Origin of the sequence: Rhizobium oryziradicis (assembly GCF_001939045.1) — a bacterium.
Classification (GTDB): Bacteria; Pseudomonadota; Alphaproteobacteria; order Rhizobiales; family Rhizobiaceae; genus Allorhizobium; species Allorhizobium oryziradicis.
This window is the reverse complement of the sequence record NZ_MKIM01000027.1, coordinates 205433-226302: the sequence shown is the minus strand read 5'-3', so window position 1 is coordinate 226302 and position 20870 is coordinate 205433. Positions and strand designations below refer to the sequence as shown.

The following is a 20870-nucleotide window of genomic DNA, read 5'->3' as shown; positions in this document are numbered from 1 at the left end:
ACACGGCAGAGGGGGAATGTTGAGCGACCACGGGCCACCAAAAATCCAATTCACTCAGCAGGATATTGTTTTGCAAACGCTGCAGGTGACACGGGAATCCCGCGCAAACATAAAAAAACAGCGCCCCAGGGTGATCTGGTTAACTGGCTTGTCAGGTTCCGGAAAATCAACAATTGCCAATGCGATAGAGACACGGCTGCACGCCAGGGGCAATCACACCTATATTCTTGATGGCGACAATGTTCGCCATGGCCTCAATCAAGACCTCAGCTTCTCCCATGAAGACCGTGTTGAGAACATCCGCCGTGTGGCCGAAGTGGCCAAGCTCATGGCAGATGCTGGGCTGATTGTTATCGTCGCCTTCATCTCACCGTACAGGGTAGATCGGGAGCTGGCTCGAAACCTGTTGACCAAAGACGAATTTATCGAGGTGTTTATCGACACGCCTTTGCAAGAATGTATCCGGCGCGATCCCAAAGGCCTTTATCGCAAAGCGCTAACAGGCGGTATTGCGCATTTTACCGGCGTGAGTTCAACGTATGAGCCTCCGCTCCACGCCGAGATCAACCTGAAAACGCTGGAAGCCGGGCCGGATGAACTTGCCATGCGGGTGGTTGATTATTTGGATAAAACCACGCCTGCCTGACGCATAACTCAAACAGGTAACAAAGCGTTCAATGTATTTTTGTATGTTACAGCGTCCTTTGTTCACCGGATCTAGAGTCTGTCAGGTTCAGATTGAACCTGACAGACTCTAGATTCCTTTGTTTGAGTTTGTCTTTGCGGGAAAACCGGATTCCACTTTTCCCTGACAAACTCTAGTGCACAAAGGACGCTGTAACACTTCTGATCTGCCGCATAATTTTCATCTTAAATCGACTTTGATTTCAAGAATTATGCAGTCAAAAATCTGGCGTGGGTTTTGCGGTTCAAACATGATCAACACCTGCGCCATTGCATCACCATAGGAAGGGCTTGGCCGTGATCGATGTTTTTGAGCGTGCAGCCATTGCGGCGGGTCGAGAAATCATGCAGGTCTTTCATGATGGCCCAACAATTCACATCAAAAGTGACTCCTCTCCCGTCACAGAAGCCGATGAGCGCGCCGAGGCGGTAATTTTGTCGGCACTCAGCGCCGCCTTTCCCGACGTCCCCGTTGTGGCTGAAGAAGCCGCCGCCGCTGGCAATATTCCCGAGACTGGGCACACGTCCTTCATTCTGGTGGACCCTTTGGATGGAACCAAGGAATTTATCCGTAAAAGCTCGGATTTTACCGTCAATATTGCGCTGATAAAAGCGGGTATTCCTGTCATGGGAATTGTCTATGCGCCGGCCCGAGGCGTGGCTTATCTCGGAGATGCAAGCGGCGCTTTCAAAATCGAGATTGATGAAACGTTTGTGCCCGTTGCACGTCGCGCTATCCGGGTGCGTGGCTCTCAGAGCAGTCTCGTGGCCCTCGCCAGCCGCTCGCATAACAGCCCGGAAACGGATGTTTTTTTGAAAAGCAAAGGCATTACCGATACAAAATCGGTCGGCTCATCGCTAAAATTTTGCCTCATCGCCGAGGGAGACGCCGATGTTTACCCACGCTTTGGCCGCACGATGGAATGGGATACGGCTGCAGGCGATGCCGTGCTGCGGGCCGCCGGCGGCATGACACTCGGTCTGGATGGGCGGCCGCTGCCTTACGGCAAACGCAACCAGGCCCAGGATAGCGATTTTGCCAACCCATCGTTTATTGCCTGGGGTGGGCATCAGATCTGACACCCCATTTTTCGCGCAACCATGTGCCGTGAACATGGCGCGCCGTTTTCCAAGAACAATCAAAGAGACAGCATCCTCTTTCTTCACCCTCTCCACGCATGGCCGATAATGCCAGCACCGATATGGATGGAGATGATGATGACTGACACAACACCCCGCTTGGCCCTGCCCTATATTCTGCCTTCCCAGGCGCAAAAACATGTTACCCACAACGAGGCTTTGGCCATTCTGGATGCGGCAACGCAACTGGTTATTACCGATAGTCTGGCAGCACCACCCGCCACACCTGCCAATGGCCAGTGCTTTTGGCTTCTGGCCAATGCCACCGATGCATGGACCAATCACGATGGCATGATCGCGGTGTGGCAGGATGGTGCATGGTTGTTTATGACACCCCAAATCGGGTGGATGGCTTTTTTTCGCTCAAGCAGCACACTGCTCACCTACAACGGTTCCGGCTGGCGTGAGCTACCGCTGCCATCGGCCCCGCAATTTAGCCGTCTTGGTGTGAACGCCAGCGCCGATGACACCAACAGATTCACCATTGCCTCTGATGCCGTTTTGTTCAATCACAATGGCGGCGACCAACGGGTGAAATTGAACAAGGCCGCATCTGGCAATACTGCCTCGCTGCTCTATCAATCCAACTGGCAGGGAAAAGCAGAAATCGGGCTCGCAGGCTCGGATGAGTTGAGCATCAAGGTCTGTGATGTGGCGGGCCGCTGGACCACCGCACTGGCGATAAGCCCGGAGGGCTATGTCAAGCAACCAGCAAAACCCGCGGCAACGGCCCGGTTCGCCCCCTCGGAAATCAATGTGAGCGAGGGGCAGATTACCGGCTTCGATCTATTGACCATGGGCCAGGGCGGGATCGTTCTGCAAACGACCCTTGGTGCAACGACAGGCCAAAGCCTCAAAATACCAACCACGGGCATTTACCTCGTCTCGCTGATCATCTCGGCATCTGCCGCAAAAGACTATGCCGCTACAATTATCGACCAGACCCAGGCGCGTTTTTTCAAACTCGCAATTGGCACGGTGACTGGCGTTGTTCAATCCAGCCAGACAACATGCTTGCTGCTCAATCAAAATACCGAACTGAGTATATTGCACAGCGGAACTGCCACTCTGGGAGCAAGCTCAACCGGCGTTAAAATCGCGGTTGTCCTTTTGTGAACTGGAGGCCGATCGCGAGAATGAGCGGCTCTTGACATTACCAAGGTGCAAAATAGCTTCAGCCGAGAGCGGTGCTGGCACACGCCCAAGCACCGTATCGACCGCCCGGGAGGTAAAAAAATCTCTTGGCATAGATAAAAAATATCACTGCCGACGATTTCTCTGTGAAAAACGTTCCAAAATTATACAGAATCTCGAGGGCGAATCATCAAGCTGGCGGCGGGTTTTGCATTTATTATGCCACTTCTCTCAACGGCTCTCACGCGCCGCCTAATAAAGCCAAAACAAACGGCGACAAATCATCAAAAATATAAATATACAAATCATAATTTCTGAAATTATTGGCGTAACGATTGTATCTTCTAGAAAAAAATCATCGATAAATTCAAGTTACACAATAAGCATACATAAGAACGCTAAAAACGAGACGTTTTATATTTAATTTGTATGGTTTCTTGCACATATTTTCACAAAATGACAGTTTGTGTGTGACATCAGCACAAGCGACCAACCTGTTCAAATTATTATCAAATTATTACCTCGAGCTTAGGTATTTTTTAAAGGTGCCGCGCTAGATTTCGGGTCTGTGGTCTTGAGTTTGTAGTAGAGAGTCCAATGACCGAAACGATACGCCCGCGTGTAAAATATGTTATCGGCCCCGACGGCAGCCCGCTAACAATTGCTGACTTGCCGCCAGCCAATACCCGTCGCTGGGTTATCCGCCGCAAAGCAGAGGTTGTCGCCGCTGTTCGTGGTGGATTGCTGAGCCTGGAAGAGGCCTGTGAACGCTATACATTGACAGTGGAGGAATTCCTCTCCTGGCAGTCCTCTATCTCTGACCACGGCCTTCCAGGTCTGCGGACAACACGCATCCAGCAATATCGCCACTAACCAGACTTTTACAGGTGCGCCAACGCAGGCGCTCCACATTGTTTGTTTTAGACATTTTTCTGAGCTGCAAGAATACTGGCCAAAGAATACCGTCTCAGCCTCTTGTTTCCCATGTCCGGCTTCTGTCATTTCCCCATTGGACGGCTGCCGGGCAAAATTGCCCAATAGCAAAGAAAAATTCGCCGCTTTACCGTCGCGCTGCTTTTTTGACCACACAGTTCAAGCAGCCGCGATGGTGATAAGCTGTCCCAGACAATCGCCCTTCCCGGAGCTAGAGTTTGTCAGGAAAAAGTGGAACCCGGTTTTCCCGAAAAGACAAACGAAAACAAAGGAATCTAGAGTCTGCCTGGTTCAATTTGAACCTGACAGACTCTAAAGCCCGGAATTTTTGTCTGGAACGATGGGCTGACTGAAAGCAGTTGCTCGGATCGACCGATCTTGATGCGGAAATTGCCGCTTTCGAAGCAGCATAAAATCTTCACAAGGAAAAAGCACGCGAGCATTCCCGATTTCCGCGTCGATGCTTCGACCGCGCAAGCGATAATGTCGTGGCGGCATCTCGCAATATCGGTTTAAGCTTTGGATCGGGTCGGTTTCGGAAGCTGAAAGACCAAGAACGCACAAACAGCGTTTGAAAAAGCTCCAGATCAAACGAAAGAAATTGGCGCATCCAATGAAAATTGGTGGGGCTCGCGTCATCCCCTCTTGCAGAAAACCTGTTTCCGCATTTCCTGGCGGTGGTCAGGTCTTTCACCTGTTGCCCGCAAGCGCATCATTGTAAATTTTCCGCATAATTCCTGCAATCGCGATGGATTGCAGGAATTATGCGGAAATATTTTATAAGGTCTCAGGACCGATGCGTTAAGCACGGGCCCGATTTTGTCCATCACGCTCTTCAAGCGCTGCCGCTTTGGCATGATCTGCCACAGCCTCTTCCAATGCCAGTTCGGCAGCGTCCTGCTGCACTTTCAGTTCGCGGATCGAGTTTTGCAAATTATCAGCACGCTGGCGAGCCGCTTTTGCAAAAGTTGGATAAGCGAAATGGGTGGGGTCGGTGATACCGGCCTTTTTCTCTTCAACAGAGATCTGGTTTTCCAATTCAGCAGCCATTCGCTCAAATTCTGACATCATCAGCTGCAACTGTTGCAACTGCCGACGCTTCTCCGCAACCTGAAATGCCTTCAGGCGTGTTAGACTGTCACGCGACTTCATACGCAATACTCCCGTGATGCGAGGTCCCCCGCTTTCACTCAAATTTCCCATCGCCCGCGGACATTAAAACGAATCACCCCGAAAAATCTCGCGGCGTTAACAAAAAAACTACCTTTGGTAACCTTTCGTTTACGGGCATCGTTAATGATAAGGGAGATCATTTAAGGGTCGGTAAATGCCAAGGTCCAAAATACAGGACAATGACAATGATAAGTCAATTGAATCGCTTAAGCGGAAAGTCTGCTAAAATGATTCAGCTGTGGCGATGAGAAAGTGACAATGAATCATTGGGCTAACTAAAAAACTTAATAAATTCGTTACTCTTGCCAGAGTGAATCAGAATTTGTTAACCATTTAGTGGCAGCCTTCAAATCAGGCAACGACTGGATCCGTTTAGCGTTGGGACCATTCAAAACCTTACGGCGGCGGTAAAGGGGATATTTATGCGGGTTCTACTCATCGAAGACGACAGCGCCACAGCGCAGAGCATCGAACTGATGCTTAAGTCCGAGAGCTTCAACGTCTACACCACAGATCTTGGTGAAGAAGGCGTCGATCTCGGGAAACTATATGATTACGACATCATTCTGCTTGACCTCAATCTTCCCGATATGTCGGGTTACGAGGTCCTTCGGACTCTGCGTCTCTCGAAAGTGAAGACGCCAATTCTCATCCTGTCCGGCATGGCCGGAATTGAGGATAAAGTTCGCGGTTTGGGCTTTGGTGCCGACGACTACATGACAAAGCCATTCCACAAGGATGAGCTGGTTGCGCGCATTCACGCCATTGTTCGCCGCTCCAAGGGTCATGCACAATCCATCATCATCACTGGTGAACTGATTGTTAACCTTGACGCCAAGACGGTTGAAGTTGGCGGCCAGCGCGTTCATCTGACCGGCAAGGAATACCAGATGTTGGAGCTGCTTTCGCTCCGCAAGGGAACAACCTTGACCAAGGAAATGTTCCTCAACCACCTTTATGGTGGCATGGATGAACCTGAATTGAAAATCATCGACGTTTTCATCTGCAAACTTCGCAAGAAGCTGGCAAATGCGGCTGGCGGTGAAAACTACATCGAAACTGTTTGGGGCCGTGGCTATGTGCTGCGCGAACCTGACAGCGCCGAATATATGGAAACGGCATAAATCTCGACAAAATGCGTTGAAATAATCTGGTTTCAACGCATGACGCCCCGACATTTTAAGGCTGCCCTGAATAACCGCTGTGTGCGTTTTATAAACCGCATGGCAACGTAAGGTTTGCGACTGTTCCATGCCAAAAGCTCCCGTATTGCGGGAGCTTTTTGTCGTTTTCACGTGCTGCTGGAGCTTAGAGCATCGGATCGAAAATCAGCCCCGATCCGATGCTCTAAGTTTTTGTTTACGCATCGGATTATCCGAGAAGTGGAAACCGGCTTTCGGCACGATGTTTTAGGCAGCGGCGCGTTGATCAAAAATCTTTGTCAAAATTTGCCGATCAAAAGGCTTGAGCAGAAAATCGCTCGCCCCTGCCCGCTTTCCGCGCATCATCGTCTTTAAATCTGCCTCGATCACGCAATAGAAAATCCGTGCTGCTGTTCCACCGGGCATGGAGCGAATGTTGGTGATCAGGTCCAGCGCACCATCAATGCCGGAATCGACGATGATCACATCGGGCAATTGTGCCTCGCACGTGGTCAGCGCCTCTCTGGCAGAGGATGCCTCGCTCACCTCATAGCCAAGCTCAGAGAGGATTTTATGGGCCACTTTGCGCACGACATCCGACGAATCAGCAATCATCAGTCGCTTCATCTCAGTGCCCACGCCCGTTCCCATCGCCACAATCTCCATTACATTCGGAAAGAATAATACAGAATCACCCTTAAAAGAAAATAGAAATCTGCGGTTGCAAACATCATTCGACGGGTCAGATTCGAACCATAACAGAGTGCACACCCAACCATACCATTGTTCCTGCCTGCCCCCGGCATGGTGGCAAGCAGGAAAACGACAATTTATTCGGCCGAAGGTTCCGCGTCAGGGGCGTCCACTGCTGCGGTTTGCGCTGTGAAAACAATTTCGCCTTCTCCGATGGAATATTTCAGTTCCATGCCCGATTCATCGGCCAGAAGAACCGTGTAATAGGGCTGGATGGTATGGGCATCGATGGATTCTTCCAAAATGCCATCGCAAATTTCAGCGAATTTTGGGGGCACGCGCAGCATCCGGCCCTTGGCGACAATGCTGAATTTCGCGTCATATTCCGGGTTTTCCAAAACGACATCCAATGACCCACCCCGAGGGATGGACCCATAGGCTACCAAAAACAGGTTCATCAGCAATTTAACGCGGTTTTTGGCAATAATGGCGCGCGGACCGTTCCAGGTGACGGTTGTTTTCTTCTCGGCCTCGGCAAAATCCTTAACGGCCTTTTCCGCCTCGCCTGTATCAATGGATGCACCGACAGAGCCGGAAGCGCCGAAAGCCAGACGGGCAAATTTAAGCCGCACCGACGCATTGAGCGCGCTTGCACGAATAAGGTCCATGGCGTCTTCGTCGGCACCGCCTTCGTCGAGCAGTTCCAGGCCATTGTTGATTGCGCCCACCGGCGAAATAACATCATGGCAAACACGACTGCACAACAGGGCTGCCAGATCGGCACCGGCGAGTGTAAGATTTGGGTTCTTGATCATCGATTTCTCCTCGACGGCAACGTCATCATAAGCCTACTGCATTCTTCCTTCAAATCGTGCCGGATTTAACGGGGAGATTATGCAGCGAATAAACTAGGTCAGTATCATGCGTTTATTGAGACGCTTGATATTTTAAGCGTGTGTTTTGGCCGCGCCAGCTTAACCGCACATTCTATGCGCCATAATGACACCATATTTGGTAAACCCATTGTTAAGACGAAATCATCAAGATGGGATAAAGCCTGAATAAGGCCGATTCTATTTTCATCCGAGGAGGAAGCAATGCGCTTTTCCATCATTCGGGACGTGGTACGGACCTGGATTCTACCCGCTGCCATGGTTTTGGCAGCCTTTGTTGTCATGCCCATCAATGCCATGGCGCAAAACAGCGACCAATATACGATGGACGAAGTGGTCAACGCCGGTCACTCGTTTTTTGGCGAAACCAGCGGTGCCCTTGCCAAGGTCATTGAAAAAGCGTTCTCGCAATATGGCTTGCCAAATGGCTATATTCTCGGCCAGGAAGGCTCAGGCGCGTTTATTGCAGGCCTGACTTACGGCGAAGGCACTCTCAACACCAAGAATGCTGGCCAACATCCGGTATTCTGGCAAGGCCCTTCGCTGGGATTTGACTATGGTGGCAACGGCAGCCGAACCATGATGCTGGTCTATAATCTGCCCTCAATCGACAGCCTGTACACCCGGTTTGGCGGCGTCAGTGGCTCGGCTTATATCATCGCCGGCGTTGGCATGACGGCGCTCAAGAGCAACAATATGGTTCTGGTGCCGATCCGCACGGGCCTGGGCGCGCGCCTTGGCGTCAATGTCGGCTATCTCAAATTGACCCCCCAATCCACCTGGAACCCTTTCTGAACAGGAAATTGCGCAAAATCCGTGCAACAGCCTCACAATACCGTCTAAATCTATGCTAGAATCAGGCAAGGATAACCGCTTTAGACATGACCGCTTTTTTAGACGGGGCGTCAGGAGAAGACCAGAAATGCGCAGCATGAGGGTGCCTTTTCGCAAATCACCAGTGGAATGCGCCCTCTGCGGTGCAAAACAGATTGGCTGTTCGATTTTGCACCAGCTGCATGATGTTCTGGGCATTGCCCCCGAAGAAGTGGCTTCGCTGTGATTGAATACGCCCTCCTGTTTGCGCTGGGTTTTACCACAGCGGCGCTGTTAATGGCCCTTGTCAGCCCGGCCATCCATGGCCGGATTGTCGCCTATACCGAAAGGCGTCTGCGCGCCACGGCCCCGCTGGGTGCGCAGGAGGTGCGTGCCCAAAAGGATATGGTGCGCGCGGTCTATGCGGCCGAAAATGCCAAACTTGCAAACGAGTTGAAACGGGAACGGGACAGGTCTGTGTCGTTGAAAATCGTCTCCGACAGCGCCATTGCCGAAATGGAGCGGGCTTTGCGCGAAGAAGCCTTGCTGAAAGAGCAAGTGAACACCATGAGCCGTGAAGCCGCCGAATTGAGAGCAGAATTGCGCACCAGCGGCACACAGATCGAAAAATTGAAAGCGTCGCTGGAGCGCAGCGAAGCCAATGTTTCCAGCCGCATCGACGACATTGAAGCGCTGAAGGCCAATGTGAGCCGCCTTGAAACAAAAATGAACGGGCGCAATCAGGAAACCACCAATCATCAACAGCAGGTGGAAGATTTACAACTGCGTATAAAAGACCTCCGTCAGGAGCGCGAAACCTTGCTGGACGAAAAAAAATCGGCACTGGAGCGCACCCAAAAGGCAGAGCAGCGGCTTTTACAAGAAGAGGATAAGGTTTTACGGTTGGAAGATCGCCTGCAAAAACTTGAAGGCAGCGCCGATCAACCCAAACCCACCGAGCAGCGCGTATGATGAAAGAAAAATCCAAGATGGTGCAGAAACTGGACAGCTCCGCCATCGATACCCAGGCGCTGGAACAGGACTTGCGGGCGCAAAGCAGCGCTCTTTGTGCCAAATTGGTAAGCGCGCATGGCCAAGACAACGATGACGCCTTGCGTCAGAACATTGCCACCATTGCCGCCGGCATGCTGGTGCTGACAGCCTCGCGCGCAGGGGCAACCTCACCCATTCCGGCACTTTTGGCCAACCAAGATGTCAAAAGCAATTTGATTGACGCGGTTCAGGCATACGGCACAAACCCTGAAATCGGGACTTAATTTAAGCAATTATGCCAAAAATTGAGTGCGCTACGGTCTCCTTTGTTTGGGTTTGCCGGATCAGAAAAACCGAAATCCACTTTTCCTGACAACCTCTAGCTCCCGCCTTGATCACGGCCGGATAGCTCAAGCTGCAACGCATTTAATTCGCTGAAAAATCCAGCCGCCCCAAAGCCCGCGCGGCACAGTGCAAAGCAATGCCGCTGGCTGTGCCAAGGTTGAGACTGTCTAATCCCGGTGATTGGGCAATGCGCATTGTTAAGAAGCGTTCCAGCACCTCGGCAGGCAGCCCCTCACCTTCTGTTCCAACCACCAGAGCCAGACGCGCACGACCGGACAATGCAGAACCGATATCGCCAATCTCCAGCTTTCCCGAAGGGCTCAATGCCGCAATCAGGAAGCCTGCGACATCCAGTGCGGACAGCAAAGACACTGCCTGCCCCTGCCGGCTATAGGGCGTGGTCAGCACCGAGCCAACCGACACCCGCAGCGCTTTGCGATAGAGCGGATCGCAACTGGTTTCGTCCAAAAACACCGCATCTGCCGAAAAGCCCGCGGCATTGCGAAACATTGCGCCAATATTGTCGTGGTTTGAAATGCCGCAACCCACCAGCACCAGAGATTGTGCGGGCAAACTGGCAACCAGTGCGGAAAAATCCGGCGCTGTCAGCCGATTTCCCAGCGCCAGCACACCGCGATGCAGATGAAAGCCCGCAATGGCATCAATGGTCGCGCCATTGGCAACATAGACAGGCTTGTCTTGCGGCCAATCTTTCAGAAGCGGTGCAAGCCCGGCAAGGCGGTTTTCCAAAACCAGCAGCGCCTCGGCCTCAATACCGCGCCCGGCGCGGTGGGCGGCCAGCAACATGCGCAATACCACCGTGCCTTCCGCAATAAACCGGCCATCGCGCCCGGTCAGATCGCGCTCGCGGATCTTGTGAAAGGCGGCAATGCGCGGGTCATCCGCCTCGGATATCGAAAATATGTTTGCCATCGCTTAGATCGAATATTCCAAATACAACGAGGGATCGTCCAAAACCGAAACCATACCCTCTGTATTGTCTGTATGGTCACGCTCGAACGATAATCTAAAATTTCAAATATAAGGCCATATTTAAAAAGAAATAAAATTTTACGGATTTTTAGCAGAATTAATCGATGATTTCACGATATCATCATGATGAACGATACCGAACAAAAGAAATTCATTAAAAAAACACTCATGGATTAAAACGTCGACCCGTTTGGGACGCGCTTTGATCTCCGTGCTGCTCATCGGAGCACGGAGATCAAAGCACGCAAATTGATTGCGCTTTTCCCGGCCAAAATTTTCTTCTCAAGACCTCATTCCAGACAAACTCTCGTTTGCGTAAGATACAGGAGACAGCACGTGCGTCGTGTCACGATTAAGACAGCGCTAACATTGGCGCTTTCCATCATTACCACTGGTATTATAATACTTTCGGCCACCTCATTTTATGGCATGTCAACCGTTTATGCCAATCTCGAGGATATTGGTGGGCCGCTATCCAAACGTCAGGCCATGGCAGCTGCGCTCAAAACCGAATTCATGGGATTGCGTTTAACAGTCGCCAAAGTGTCCCTCGCCAAGCCCGATCCGAATGCTATGCGCCAGGCTATTGAGATGTCCAATGCCCAGGCCGATAAATTGGCAGGCCTCGTATCGCAATACCAGGCTATGGCCCGCACAGGAAAAGGCAAAGAGCTTGTTGACAACATAGCATCATCCATTGCTGCCTATGAAGAGGTCAGCAAGACATTGGCCAACTTGTGGGTTGATGGCAAAAATGCCGAGGCACAAGCCATTTCTGACCAAAAGGTTGCCCCTACCTCAGCCGCCGCAGCGGCGAGTGTCGATGCGCTGCTGAAATATATCGAGACACGGATCAATGACACCGTAACGTCCAGCGCTACAACAAAAGACAACATGACTTTGTTGATGATGATCATGTCGGCTTTCAGCATCATGTTTGCGCTGGCAGGCATGTGGTACGTCATTTTTGGCGTTGCCAACCCGATTGGCAAATTGGCTGATGCCATGCGCCGTCTTGCTGACGGGGACTTGAAAAGCCAGATCCCATTCGCTGGCCGCCAGGACGAGCTTGGCAACATGGCAGCAACGGTTGAGGTTTTCCGCAATGCCGGCGTTGAGAACCAGCGTCTTGAAGCAGAAGCCGCTGAAACGCGTCGCCAGCAAGAGGAAGCAACAGAATCCGGCAGCCGCCGAGCCGCAGAAGAAGCCCACAAACTTCGGTTTGCGACCCAGACCTTAGGCGAAGGTTTGCAGCGTTTGGCCGCAGGTGACCTGTCTGTGACGATTTCTCAGCCTTTTGCCCAGGAATATGACAGCTTGCGCATTGATTTCAATTCATCCATCCAGCAGCTTGGTCAAACCATTCGCCAAATCAGCGATATTGTGCAGGCCATGGACAATGGTACCCGCGAAATTGCCGATGGTACCAATGATTTGTCACGGCGCACGGAGCAGCAAGCTGCTTCTCTCGAAGAAACCGCTGCTGCGCTGGATCAGATCACCAGCAACGTCGGAAATGCTGCCAAGCGCACAGACGAAGCGCGCGCAGTGGCCCAAAGCGCCAACGAAAACGCAAGCGTATCAGCAAGCGTCGTCACCAATGCTGAAAATGCCATGCGTCGCATTGAAGACAGTTCTCAGCAGATCTCCAATATCATTGGCGTCATTGACGAGATTGCCTTCCAGACCAATCTCTTGGCGCTGAATGCAGGGGTTGAAGCGGCCCGCGCCGGAGAAGCTGGTAAGGGCTTTGCTGTTGTGGCGCAGGAAGTGCGCGAACTGGCGCAGCGGTCTGCCAATGCTGCCAAGGAAATCAAGGGCCTGATCCAGAACTCCTCGCAGGAAGTGCACAGCGGCGTGAAACTGGTGCGTGACACCGGCGTGGCGCTGAAAGCCATTGGCGAGCAAGTGGCTCAGATCAACCTGCTTATGGGCGAAATTGCCACGTCATCACGCGAACAGTCCACCGGCCTGTCCGAAGTGAATTCGGCCATGAATGAAATGGACCAAACCACCCAGCAAAATGCGGCCATGGTCGAACAATCTACCGCCGCCGCCAGCAGCCTTGCACAGGAAGCCGAGCGCCTGCGCGATCTGGTCAACCATTTCAAACTGCGCACGGATCGTGAATGGACCAACGATGCGGGCGCTTCTCGCCACGCAGCCTGAGGCTACAGCCCTCCCCGTATCAGCAAAAACCCCGTGGTGTTGGTAAAACACCACGGGGTTTTACAGCTTTGGTCCGACACGCGGGATGTGGTTTTTCTTTATTGCGCAACCGTCACTTCAGCAACAACCCGGCCAATGGCGAGGTCAAAAACATAGGCCTTGCTCTGCCCCTCGGCCGTGGTGCCGTAAAACAAAATCTGCGTAGCCGACAGTGCCGTTGACGTAACCTTGAAGCCTGCGGGAAGATGCACATTAGCAGCACGCGGCTGATCAGACGGGATTGAAAAAGCTTCTGTTTGCGCTTTTTCCGGTGTCGGGCTATGGCGCACCTTATAGACAACAGCGGTCAAGACCGCCATCAGGCTGATAAACATGACACCCGCCGAGACGATCTGCAAACGCACCATCTTGCGGCGAACTTTTTCGAGCACCGGATCGAGCGGCTTTTCGTCCTGTTCGTCGGTATCGAAATTGCTCATAAACCTTCAACCTTTCGAGATAGCGCCGCGCAGGGTATAAATGCGCTCTGGCCGCTATAGCACTTTCTATCTGCTGCATAATTCTTTAAAGCGAAATTGCTTTAGAGAATGATGCAACGGTGGGGCAATCTTGCTGCCCACGCGGGCAGTTGGCCTCATCAAGGCCTAGAGTCTGTCAGGTTCAAATTGAACCAGACAGACTCTCGATTTTCATATTTGAGTTTGTCTATTCGGGAAAACCGGATTCCACTTTTCCCTGACAAACTCTAGAAACAGGATTGCACAATGACAGACCCCTTTAAACAAGCAGAAGCGCCAAGGAAAGAGCTGATTGCCAATGAAGACGCCCAGGGCCGTCTTGATGCATGGCTGGCCGCGGAACTTGGGGGAGATTTATCACGCAATCGCGTCAAAGCGCTGATTGAGCAAGGGGCCATTTCCATCAACGGCACGGTGGTCACGGAACCCAAGCGAAAAATAAAGCCGGGCGATGCGCTGGTGATTGAGATGCCGGAGCCGGAAGATCCCGAACCCAAGGGCGAGGATATTCCGCTGGAGGTGCTTTATGAAGACAATGACCTGATTGTGCTGTCCAAGCCTGCCGGGCTGGTGGTGCATCCCGGTGCGGGCAATTGGACCGGCACGCTGGTCAATGCGCTGATCCACCATTGTGGAGATAGCCTGTCTGGCATTGGTGGGGTCAAGCGCCCCGGCATTGTGCATCGGCTGGATAAGGAAACCTCCGGCGTTATGGTGGTGGCCAAAAACGATATTGCCCATCGCCATCTGGCCGATCAATTTGCCGACCACGGCCGCAATGGCCCGCTGGAACGCGCCTATCAGGCCATTGTCTGGGGTCGCCCCAAGGGCCTGCGCGGCACGATTGATGCGGCATTGGGGCGCGCTGGTGACCGCACCAAGCGTACAGTGAAAAATGAGAACACCGACGATGCCCGCGAGGCGATCACCCACTATGAGGTGATCGAGCGCTACGGTGAAAAGCCGGATTCCACCTGCCTCGCCTCTCTGGTGGAGTGCCGATTGGAAACGGGACGAACCCACCAGATCCGCGTGCACATGGCCCATATTGGCCATCCTTTGGTGGGTGATCCAGAATATGGTGCCGCTTTTAAAACCAAGGCCAATCTTCTGCCCGATCATGCCAAGGCCGTAGTCAATGGCTTTCACCGCCAGGCCCTACATGCGTTTTTACTGGCGTTCGAACACCCCAGAACCGGCGAGGTCATGCATTTTGAAGCCCCGGTTCCTGACGACATGGCCGCAGTCATGGAAGCATTCGAGGCAATTTGATAAGCATAGCCGCAAAGCGTGCTTGTCCCCTACAAAACGGTCCTTGAATTGACACTTTGATATACCTATCTTTCACGGGGAGTTGCGTGGGATCATGCTATCCACGCAATCAGGGCCTGCCCGCGCTATCGGGAGGCTCAAAGAAGAAAGGGGTGCTCAATGGCCCGGAACAGTTTGCCGTCTATTACCGCTGGCGAAGGCGGTCTGAATCGCTATCTTGACGAGATCCGCAAATTTCCAATGCTGGAACCGCAAGAAGAATACATGCTGGCAAAGCGATATGCCGAACACGCAGACCGCGATGCCGCGCATCGTTTGGTAACAAGCCATTTGCGTCTGGTGGCCAAAATTGCCATGGGCTATCGTGGCTATGGCCTGCCCATTGGCGAAGTTGTGTCTGAGGGCAATGTTGGCCTGATGCAGGCCGTGAAGAAATTTGACCCGGAACGGGGCTTCCGCTTGGCAACCTATGCCATGTGGTGGATCAAGGCGTCTATTCAGGAATATATCCTGCGCTCATGGTCTTTGGTGAAAATGGGCACCACCGCCAATCAAAAGCGGTTGTTCTTCAATCTGCGTCGTCTCAAGGGCAAGATTCAAGCCATTGAAGAAGGCGATTTGCGCCACGAGCATGTGACCGAAATTGCCACCAAGCTGAATGTGTCGGAAGAAGAAGTGATCTCGATGAACCGCCGCCTTTCGGGCGACGCATCGCTGAACGCACCGATGCGCGCCAGCGAGGGCGAGTCCGGCCAGTGGCAGGACTGGCTGGTGGACGATCACGAAAGCCAGGAAGCCGTGCTGATCCAGCAAGACGAGCTGGAAACCCGCCGCAGCATGCTGACGCGTGCCATGGCGGTGCTGAACGAGCGTGAACGCCGCATTTTTGCGGCCCGTCGTTTGGCAGAAGATCCCGTGACGCTTGAGGAATTGTCGGCAGAATTTGACATCAGCCGCGAGCGTGTTCGCCAGATCGAAGTTCGCGCCTTTGAAAAAGTGCAGGAAGCCGTGCAAAAAGATGCCTTGGATCAAGCCAAGGCATTGCGGGTGGTGGATGCATAAACATCCACTCTACCGAGTGAGGAAATGATCCAAGCCCCGACGTCATCGGGGCTTTTTCATGCGCGTTTTTTTAAGCGGCCGTCAACACCAAAGCCAGAAGCGACAGCACCAAAGCTGGGATCATCACCACTGCGCCAATTTTCAAAAAGGCGAAAGTGCCTATAGAAAGGCCTTCGCGGCGAAGGGCCGAAAGCCAAAGAATGGTGGCAAGCGAGCCGGTGACGGACAGGTTCGGGCCGAGATCAACACCGATCAGCACGGCGGCTGATACGGTGTCACTGACATGGGCGGCCTGCACCGTGGCACCTGCCACCAATCCGGCGGGCAGATTATTGACGAGGTTGGACATAAAGCCCACCAGCAAGCCCGCACCCATCGCAGCGGTGCTGGCATTGGCCTGGGCTTGGCGCGACAATTCCTGCGCCAGCATGCTGGTCAGACCGGTCTTGTCCAGCGCTTCCACCAGCACAAACAGCCCGCCCACCAGCGGCAAGACGCTCCATGATATACCCTTCAGGGTCTCCACAGGGCTTTGACGGGTCAGCGCCAACACCAGAGCGGTGGTCAACACCCCTGCCAAAAAGGTTGGCCAGCCAAGGTCAATGCCAAGGGCTGAGGCAATGATCAGAATAATGGCGGTGAGCAGCAGGCCAAAGCCTGCCAGCCGGGCACTGTGGGACAAGGTGGGGGCATCGATTTGCCGCTGCAAGGTCTCGGTCAAAATCTCGCGGCGCTGGCTCCAATAGAGCATGACGAAGGTCACGACAATCGCCACCAGCGACGGCACAACAAAGGTCGAAAGCCATTTGGACAAAGGCGGCATGGTGCCGCCACCAAAAATCACCAGATTGGCGGGATTGGAGATCGGCAAGACAAAGCTGGCGGCATTGGCAATGAAGGCGCAGATCAGCAGGTAAGGCATGGGATTTTTGAGCTTGGCCGCCTTTGTCGCCGCATAAACCGCAGGCGTCAGCACCACCGCCGTCGCATCATTGGATAAAAAGGCTGTCACGAGAATGCCGACCCCATAAATCAGCACAAACAGCCGGATGGGCGATCCTTTGGCCTTTTGGGTCGCCAGTGCTGCCAGCCAATCAAACAGCCCCTCGCGCCGGGCAAGCTCGGACAACAGCATCATGCCAATCAAAAACAGATAGACGTCGAAGCCTTTGGCCACCCCGGTCCATGCATCGAGCGTGCTAATCTGGCCCAGAAGCAACAACGCAATTGCGCCAGCCGCCGCCCAGATCGCCTCGGGCCAGCCAAATGGCCGCACAATCACTCCGAGAACAGCGAGGGCAGAAACACCCCAAGTCACATATATCGTTGCCATAGATTATCCGGATATTGGCAGAACAGGAATCACTCTGCGAGAAGACAGTCCACATTTAGAGCGATCGTTCATAAGAGCAATTGTCAAAAGATAATTTTGTTGTCCATTCTTTCCCCCTTCCCCTGATCGTCACGAGCGCCATGTAATATCCAGTAAAAGCAATAGGATAAAGGTGTGGACCGTGCAATCACAACCCAAGATCACGTCGGTGAGCCATCGCTCATTGGTGGCGCTGGCCACGCTGAATTTTTTCCTTGCAGATGCCCGTGATGGACTAGGCCCTTTTCTGGACGGATTTTTGGCAACCCATGGATGGCAGCCCATGACGCTGGGGATTATTGCCACAATCGGCGGCATCCTCGGCATGATTGCCACACCGTTTTTTGGTGCCCTTGTGGATGCAAGTCCTTATAAACGCAGTCTGATTATTGCACCCGTCGTTGTTGTCACCGCCGCCGCCCTATGGACATTGGCAAGTCCCAACAATCTCTCGGTTTTCGGCGGGCAATCGGCAACCGCACTGGTGGGTGCGGTCATCGGGCCTGCCTTGATGGGTCTGACCCTTGGTCTCGTTGGCCAAAAAGCGTTTTCCCAACAAATTTCGCGCAACGAGGTCTGGAACCACACAGGCAACGTCTTTTCGCTGGTGTGTGTCTATCTCATTGCCGAGCATTTTGGCCAAAATGGTATTGTCTGGCTGATGCTGGCCTCCGCTTTTGCCGCCATTGTTGCCACACTGGCCATCCGCCCCACAGAGATCGACCAAAAAGTGGCGCGTGGCTTTGCAAAAAATGATGACACTGCTTTAAAACCGGCTGGGTTTCGCGTGTTGGCCCAAAGCCGAGGGCTGATTGTGCTGGCGCTCATCATGATGATTTTCCATTTTGGCAACGCACCGATCAGCCGTTTGATCGCTCAGGATTTTTCCATTCAAATGGACAGCCCGTTTCAAACAACCGCCATCACCACCGGTATCTCGCAATTGTCCATGATTGTGGTGGCCGCCAGCGCGCCCTTTCTGATCGGCCGTTTCGGTTTGCGCTCAATTTTCCTGATTGCCCTGCTGGCCCTGCCCGTGCGTGGCATGATCGCGGGCACGTTCACCAGCTTCACCGCCATCTATCCCGTGCAAGTTCTGGATGGCGTTGGTGCCGGACTGATCGGCATTGCCACCCCCATTGCCGTGGAGCGGATTCTGCTGGGTTCGGGGCGCTTCAATCTCGGTCTAGCCGCGGTGATGACAGTGCAAGGCATTGGTGCATCAACCAGCAATATCGTGGCTGGCTGGCTCACGGAAAAAGGCGGCTATTCGCTGGCTTATCTCTTCCACGGTGGCATTGCCGCAATTGCGCTTTTGCTCTTTCTGTTCAACCGCCATCAGGTTGCCCCGGAAAATCCGGAAGGATGATCTGAACGTAAAAAGGGAGGCTTTCGCCTCCCTTGTGTCACATCGATTTTTAGGACGATCTGCGAAATGTAAAAGCTCAACCGCCGCTCTTGGCGCTGCCGCGGGCGATCCATTCCTTGATCACATCGTCGAAGACTTTTTTGCCAACGCTGCCCTTATCGAGCGTAATCAAAGCGCGACGGCCGTTGCGGTAGGTGACCGGAATGTCGATCCATTCCCGATCACGCAACAAGCTGATGTTGCGGGCAACCACCTCTGGAAAATCATTGAACGCAATCATGAAACTATCATCAATGATTTTGGCTGGAACCGCGACAATCGGATCACCGCGATCTTGCTCGGTTTGTTTCATGGCAACGCGCTGAACACTGTCAATCCCGCCACCGGGGAAGGTTTTGGGAACAGAGAACACGATTTCGGCAAGATGGCTGGCCGGAAGCGATGGATCGGTGTTGCGCTTGAAGGTGATCAGCGCGGTCAGACCCTGCTCAGGAATAGACAATTGCCCCTGAATAACAGGCTGCGGCTTGCCATTATCGTCGGTCTCATTCTTTTCTTCCCACACCACATAGCCCTGCATGGTTGCAGGCGTGGTTTCGCCAAGCCGCTCTTCATAGAGATAGGCCTTCTGGCCATTGGCAGGCACAGTGAACGCTTTGCTGGCAGGCGCGCCAGCAGCCGTTGCCGCACTCGCTGGCGGCGTGTTGGCCGCAACATTTTGCTGCGCAACCGAGCGGCCCTCATTGGCACTGGCTTCAGCCGCAGATGGGCCGCGGTCAACCTCTGTGCCATCCGGCATAAGCTGCTGGGTAAATTTCTGGCCTGCTGCACCGGCTTGTGCGTCGCCGCCCGAAGTTGCGGCTTTCACGCCATCGCCGTCTGTTTTGGCACCATCCGTTTTGCCCGGCTCTGAGGCCGTCTGTGGGGCCGGCGGTGTCAAACCATTGGCAAGCGATGCCAAATATTCGCGATTGACATAGGCTGCATAACCACCGCCCGCCAAAATCAAAATCAGCGCACCCGTCAAAATATAGGGCTTCATTCCCCCCGATTTCGACTTGCCGCTGGTCTTGGCTTTTTTCTTGCTCTTGTTCTGGCCCTTGTTCAGGGTCGCCAACAGCTCTTCTTTGGATGTGCCTTGACGTTTGCCACTGTCATTGGTCAGATTTTGCAGAGCGGCATCAACCTGTCCTGTTGGCTTGCTCGTGGTGACAAAATCGTCAAACCAGGCAGGATCGGTGCCAACGTCGGCACCGCGCGCGGGCTTGTCGCTGCTGGCGGCTTTGTCTGTCTCGCTCCAGTTCAAGAGATCGGCAGTATCGCCGCTATCTTTTTTAGGATCGTGAACCGTCTGGCTTCGCACAAATTCATCAAAGGCACCAAGCGCATCGGCATGATCCGTCTGACGTTGCGGGCTCTGGTAGGGCGGCGCAACCTCGGCATGGTTTGTGCTCACAGATGGCGCGACAGGTGTATTCCAATGATCATCATCCGTGGATTGATGCGTGGCATTGTCACCCTGATGCGCGACACCCCATGACTCTGGTTCATGGCTGTCTGGCGCGTGGGTATCCGCAGCATGGTTGCTGTGCGGGGCAACAGGTTCTGGCTCAGACGCCCATTCCGGATAGTCGGCCGCAGGCATTTGCTTTGGCGCATCCACATGGTCATCATGCTCAGGCGTCTGGTGTGCCGGTTGGGAATAGTCCGGGGCCTGCCATGGTTCTACATGATGATCATCATCAACCGACTCGGCCACTTCGGGCTCATAAGCCGTCTCAACAACCTCAGGCTCCGCTGCAACCGCAGGCTCTTCCTGATACGCATGATAGGGCTCTGGCGGCGCGTAAGGCGCTTCCTGCTCCGGCTCGTAGACCGGATCAGGTTCATAAGCGGGTGCGGCATCAACAGTCTCGTCTTCAGCCGGAAGCGCTTCGGCATATTCCGACTCGACATCCGTTATGGCCAGTTCAAGCTTGTCCAGCTGACGGCGCAACATGTCCTCTGACGGCTTAGGTGTCATATTCTCCAGCTGCCGCATCACGGCACCGCGAGCTTTTTCATACACCTTAACGCGCATTTCCGGGGTATTGTTCGACAGGCCGTCAACGGCACGTCGAATAACTGCTACGAAATCTGCCATCCGTACTTTCTCGTGGTCATCGGCTCTGG

The 20870-nt window shown here is 53.3% G+C and carries 19 protein-coding genes and 1 pseudogene; 13 read left to right on the top strand and 7 right to left on the bottom strand.

The window, feature by feature from the left end:
- Positions 1-112: 112 nt before the first annotated feature.
- From cysC to sciP, 4 genes and pseudogenes are all read left to right on the top strand, one after another.
- A pseudogene (gene cysC / locus BJF95_RS12125) lies at positions 113-646 on the top strand (adenylyl-sulfate kinase); the annotation flags it as partial.
- Between the two features lie 335 nt (positions 647-981).
- On the top strand, positions 982-1764 hold the full coding sequence (gene cysQ / locus BJF95_RS12120) for a 3'(2'),5'-bisphosphate nucleotidase CysQ (RefSeq protein ID WP_075640306.1): 783 nt from the start codon (positions 982-984) through the stop codon (positions 1762-1764).
- A gap of 138 nt (positions 1765-1902) precedes the next feature.
- Positions 1903-2940, top strand: coding sequence for a DUF2793 domain-containing protein (locus tag BJF95_RS12115; protein WP_075639716.1), 1038 nt, complete (start codon positions 1903-1905; stop codon positions 2938-2940).
- A 615-nt stretch (positions 2941-3555) separates the two neighbouring features.
- A complete protein-coding gene (sciP, locus tag BJF95_RS12110) occupies positions 3556-3831 on the top strand; it encodes a CtrA inhibitor SciP (protein WP_075639715.1) in 276 nt (91 codons plus the stop codon).
- A gap of 861 nt (positions 3832-4692) precedes the next feature.
- On the opposite strand, the gene BJF95_RS12100 is transcribed toward sciP, so the two are convergent.
- Complete coding sequence (locus BJF95_RS12100; protein WP_075639713.1) at positions 4693-5043, bottom strand: flagellar export protein FliJ; 351 nt, start codon at positions 5041-5043, stop codon at positions 4693-4695.
- Positions 5044-5486: 443 nt separating this feature from the next.
- Between BJF95_RS12100 and ctrA the strand changes: the two genes are divergently transcribed.
- The gene (gene ctrA / locus BJF95_RS12095; protein ID WP_075639712.1) at positions 5487-6188 is read left to right on the top strand and encodes a response regulator transcription factor CtrA; all 702 of its coding nucleotides are present in this window, start codon (positions 5487-5489) and stop codon (positions 6186-6188) included.
- Positions 6189-6473: 285 nt separating this feature from the next.
- Here ctrA and BJF95_RS12090 read toward each other — a convergent pair whose 3' ends face one another.
- Both BJF95_RS12090 and chpT read right to left on the bottom strand, forming a co-directional pair.
- Positions 6474-6833, bottom strand: coding sequence for a response regulator (locus tag BJF95_RS12090; RefSeq protein ID WP_075640305.1), 360 nt, complete (start codon positions 6831-6833; stop codon positions 6474-6476).
- 203 nt (positions 6834-7036) lie between these two features.
- Positions 7037-7714 (bottom strand): histidine phosphotransferase ChpT, encoded by a 678-nt coding sequence (gene chpT, locus BJF95_RS12085; RefSeq protein ID WP_075639711.1) that lies wholly within the window; start codon positions 7712-7714, stop codon positions 7037-7039.
- 336 nt (positions 7715-8050) lie between these two features.
- Between chpT and BJF95_RS12080 the strand changes: the two genes are divergently transcribed.
- The 4 genes from BJF95_RS12080 to BJF95_RS12070 all read left to right on the top strand — a co-directional run bounded on the left by BJF95_RS12080 (position 8051) and on the right by BJF95_RS12070 (position 9882).
- Positions 8051-8587, top strand: a complete 537-nt coding sequence (locus tag BJF95_RS12080; RefSeq protein ID WP_425348696.1) for a DUF1134 domain-containing protein — start codon at positions 8051-8053, stop codon at positions 8585-8587.
- A 127-nt stretch (positions 8588-8714) separates the two neighbouring features.
- Entirely contained in the window at positions 8715-8852 is a 138-nt protein-coding gene (locus BJF95_RS24070) for a hypothetical protein (RefSeq protein ID WP_175577249.1), read from the top strand.
- Positions 8849-9577, top strand: coding sequence for a hypothetical protein (locus BJF95_RS12075; RefSeq protein WP_075639709.1), 729 nt, complete (start codon positions 8849-8851; stop codon positions 9575-9577). The genes BJF95_RS24070 and BJF95_RS12075 overlap by 4 nt, the downstream gene beginning before the upstream one ends.
- 17 nt (positions 9578-9594) lie before the next feature.
- Positions 9595-9882: a hypothetical protein gene (locus tag BJF95_RS12070; RefSeq protein WP_175577248.1), complete on the top strand. Its 288-nt coding sequence runs from the start codon at positions 9595-9597 to the stop codon at positions 9880-9882.
- 142 nt (positions 9883-10024) lie between these two features.
- On the opposite strand, the gene BJF95_RS12065 is transcribed toward BJF95_RS12070, so the two are convergent.
- Positions 10025-10876: a TrmH family RNA methyltransferase gene (locus BJF95_RS12065; RefSeq protein ID WP_075639707.1), complete on the bottom strand. Its 852-nt coding sequence runs from the start codon at positions 10874-10876 to the stop codon at positions 10025-10027.
- Positions 10877-11272: 396 nt separating this feature from the next.
- Between BJF95_RS12065 and BJF95_RS12060 the strand changes: the two genes are divergently transcribed.
- Positions 11273-13105, top strand: coding sequence for a methyl-accepting chemotaxis protein (locus tag BJF95_RS12060; protein ID WP_075639706.1), 1833 nt, complete (start codon positions 11273-11275; stop codon positions 13103-13105).
- 98 nt (positions 13106-13203) lie between these two features.
- Here the strand turns inward: BJF95_RS12060 and BJF95_RS12055 are convergent, their stop codons facing one another.
- Positions 13204-13584, bottom strand: a complete 381-nt coding sequence (locus BJF95_RS12055) for a hypothetical protein (protein WP_075639705.1) — start codon at positions 13582-13584, stop codon at positions 13204-13206.
- Positions 13585-13869: 285 nt separating this feature from the next.
- Between BJF95_RS12055 and BJF95_RS12050 the strand changes: the two genes are divergently transcribed.
- Both BJF95_RS12050 and rpoH read left to right on the top strand, forming a co-directional pair.
- The gene (locus BJF95_RS12050) at positions 13870-14895 is read left to right on the top strand and encodes an RluA family pseudouridine synthase (RefSeq protein ID WP_075639704.1); all 1026 of its coding nucleotides are present in this window, start codon (positions 13870-13872) and stop codon (positions 14893-14895) included.
- A 159-nt stretch (positions 14896-15054) separates the two neighbouring features.
- Positions 15055-15957, top strand: coding sequence for an RNA polymerase sigma factor RpoH (rpoH, locus tag BJF95_RS12045; RefSeq protein WP_075639703.1), 903 nt, complete (start codon positions 15055-15057; stop codon positions 15955-15957).
- 70 nt (positions 15958-16027) lie between these two features.
- Here rpoH and BJF95_RS12040 read toward each other — a convergent pair whose 3' ends face one another.
- The gene (locus BJF95_RS12040) at positions 16028-17290 is read right to left on the bottom strand and encodes an arsenic transporter (RefSeq protein WP_075639702.1); all 1263 of its coding nucleotides are present in this window, start codon (positions 17288-17290) and stop codon (positions 16028-16030) included.
- A gap of 181 nt (positions 17291-17471) precedes the next feature.
- Here BJF95_RS12040 and BJF95_RS12035 point away from each other — a divergent pair, with 181 nt between their 5' ends.
- On the top strand, positions 17472-18698 hold the full coding sequence (locus tag BJF95_RS12035; RefSeq protein WP_083638832.1) for an MFS transporter: 1227 nt from the start codon (positions 17472-17474) through the stop codon (positions 18696-18698).
- A 76-nt stretch (positions 18699-18774) separates the two neighbouring features.
- Here the strand turns inward: BJF95_RS12035 and BJF95_RS12030 are convergent, their stop codons facing one another.
- Positions 18775-20841 carry a hypothetical protein gene (locus BJF95_RS12030; protein WP_075639700.1) on the bottom strand — a complete coding sequence of 689 codons (2067 nt, stop codon included), beginning with the start codon at positions 20839-20841 and terminating at the stop codon, positions 18775-18777.
- Positions 20842-20870 lie beyond the last annotated feature (29 nt).

What these genes read in the sequence shown, in the direction of transcription:
- BJF95_RS12050 (WP_075639704.1), top strand. Translation starts at nt 13,870, where the DNA reads ATGACAGACCCCTTTAAACAAGCAGAAGCGCCAAGGAAAGAGCTGATT.
- BJF95_RS12080 (WP_425348696.1), top strand. Translation starts at nt 8,051, where the DNA reads ATGGTTTTGGCAGCCTTTGTTGTCATGCCCATCAATGCCATGGCGCAA.
- chpT (WP_075639711.1), bottom strand. Translation starts at nt 7,714, where the DNA reads ATGATCAAGAACCCAAATCTTACACTCGCCGGTGCCGATCTGGCAGCC.
- BJF95_RS24070 (WP_175577249.1), top strand. Translation starts at nt 8,715, where the DNA reads ATGCGCAGCATGAGGGTGCCTTTTCGCAAATCACCAGTGGAATGCGCC.
- BJF95_RS12090 (WP_075640305.1), bottom strand. Translation starts at nt 6,833, where the DNA reads ATGAAGCGACTGATGATTGCTGATTCGTCGGATGTCGTGCGCAAAGTG.
- BJF95_RS12070 (WP_175577248.1), top strand. Translation starts at nt 9,595, where the DNA reads ATGGTGCAGAAACTGGACAGCTCCGCCATCGATACCCAGGCGCTGGAA.
- BJF95_RS12115 (WP_075639716.1), top strand. Translation starts at nt 1,903, where the DNA reads ATGACTGACACAACACCCCGCTTGGCCCTGCCCTATATTCTGCCTTCC.
- BJF95_RS12040 (WP_075639702.1), bottom strand. Translation starts at nt 17,290, where the DNA reads ATGGCAACGATATATGTGACTTGGGGTGTTTCTGCCCTCGCTGTTCTC.
- sciP (WP_075639715.1), top strand. Translation starts at nt 3,556, where the DNA reads ATGACCGAAACGATACGCCCGCGTGTAAAATATGTTATCGGCCCCGAC.
- BJF95_RS12030 (WP_075639700.1), bottom strand. Translation starts at nt 20,841, where the DNA reads ATGGCAGATTTCGTAGCAGTTATTCGACGTGCCGTTGACGGCCTGTCG.
- BJF95_RS12100 (WP_075639713.1), bottom strand. Translation starts at nt 5,043, where the DNA reads ATGAAGTCGCGTGACAGTCTAACACGCCTGAAGGCATTTCAGGTTGCG.
- rpoH (WP_075639703.1), top strand. Translation starts at nt 15,055, where the DNA reads ATGGCCCGGAACAGTTTGCCGTCTATTACCGCTGGCGAAGGCGGTCTG.
- BJF95_RS12055 (WP_075639705.1), bottom strand. Translation starts at nt 13,584, where the DNA reads ATGAGCAATTTCGATACCGACGAACAGGACGAAAAGCCGCTCGATCCG.
- ctrA (WP_075639712.1), top strand. Translation starts at nt 5,487, where the DNA reads ATGCGGGTTCTACTCATCGAAGACGACAGCGCCACAGCGCAGAGCATC.
- BJF95_RS12065 (WP_075639707.1), bottom strand. Translation starts at nt 10,876, where the DNA reads ATGGCAAACATATTTTCGATATCCGAGGCGGATGACCCGCGCATTGCC.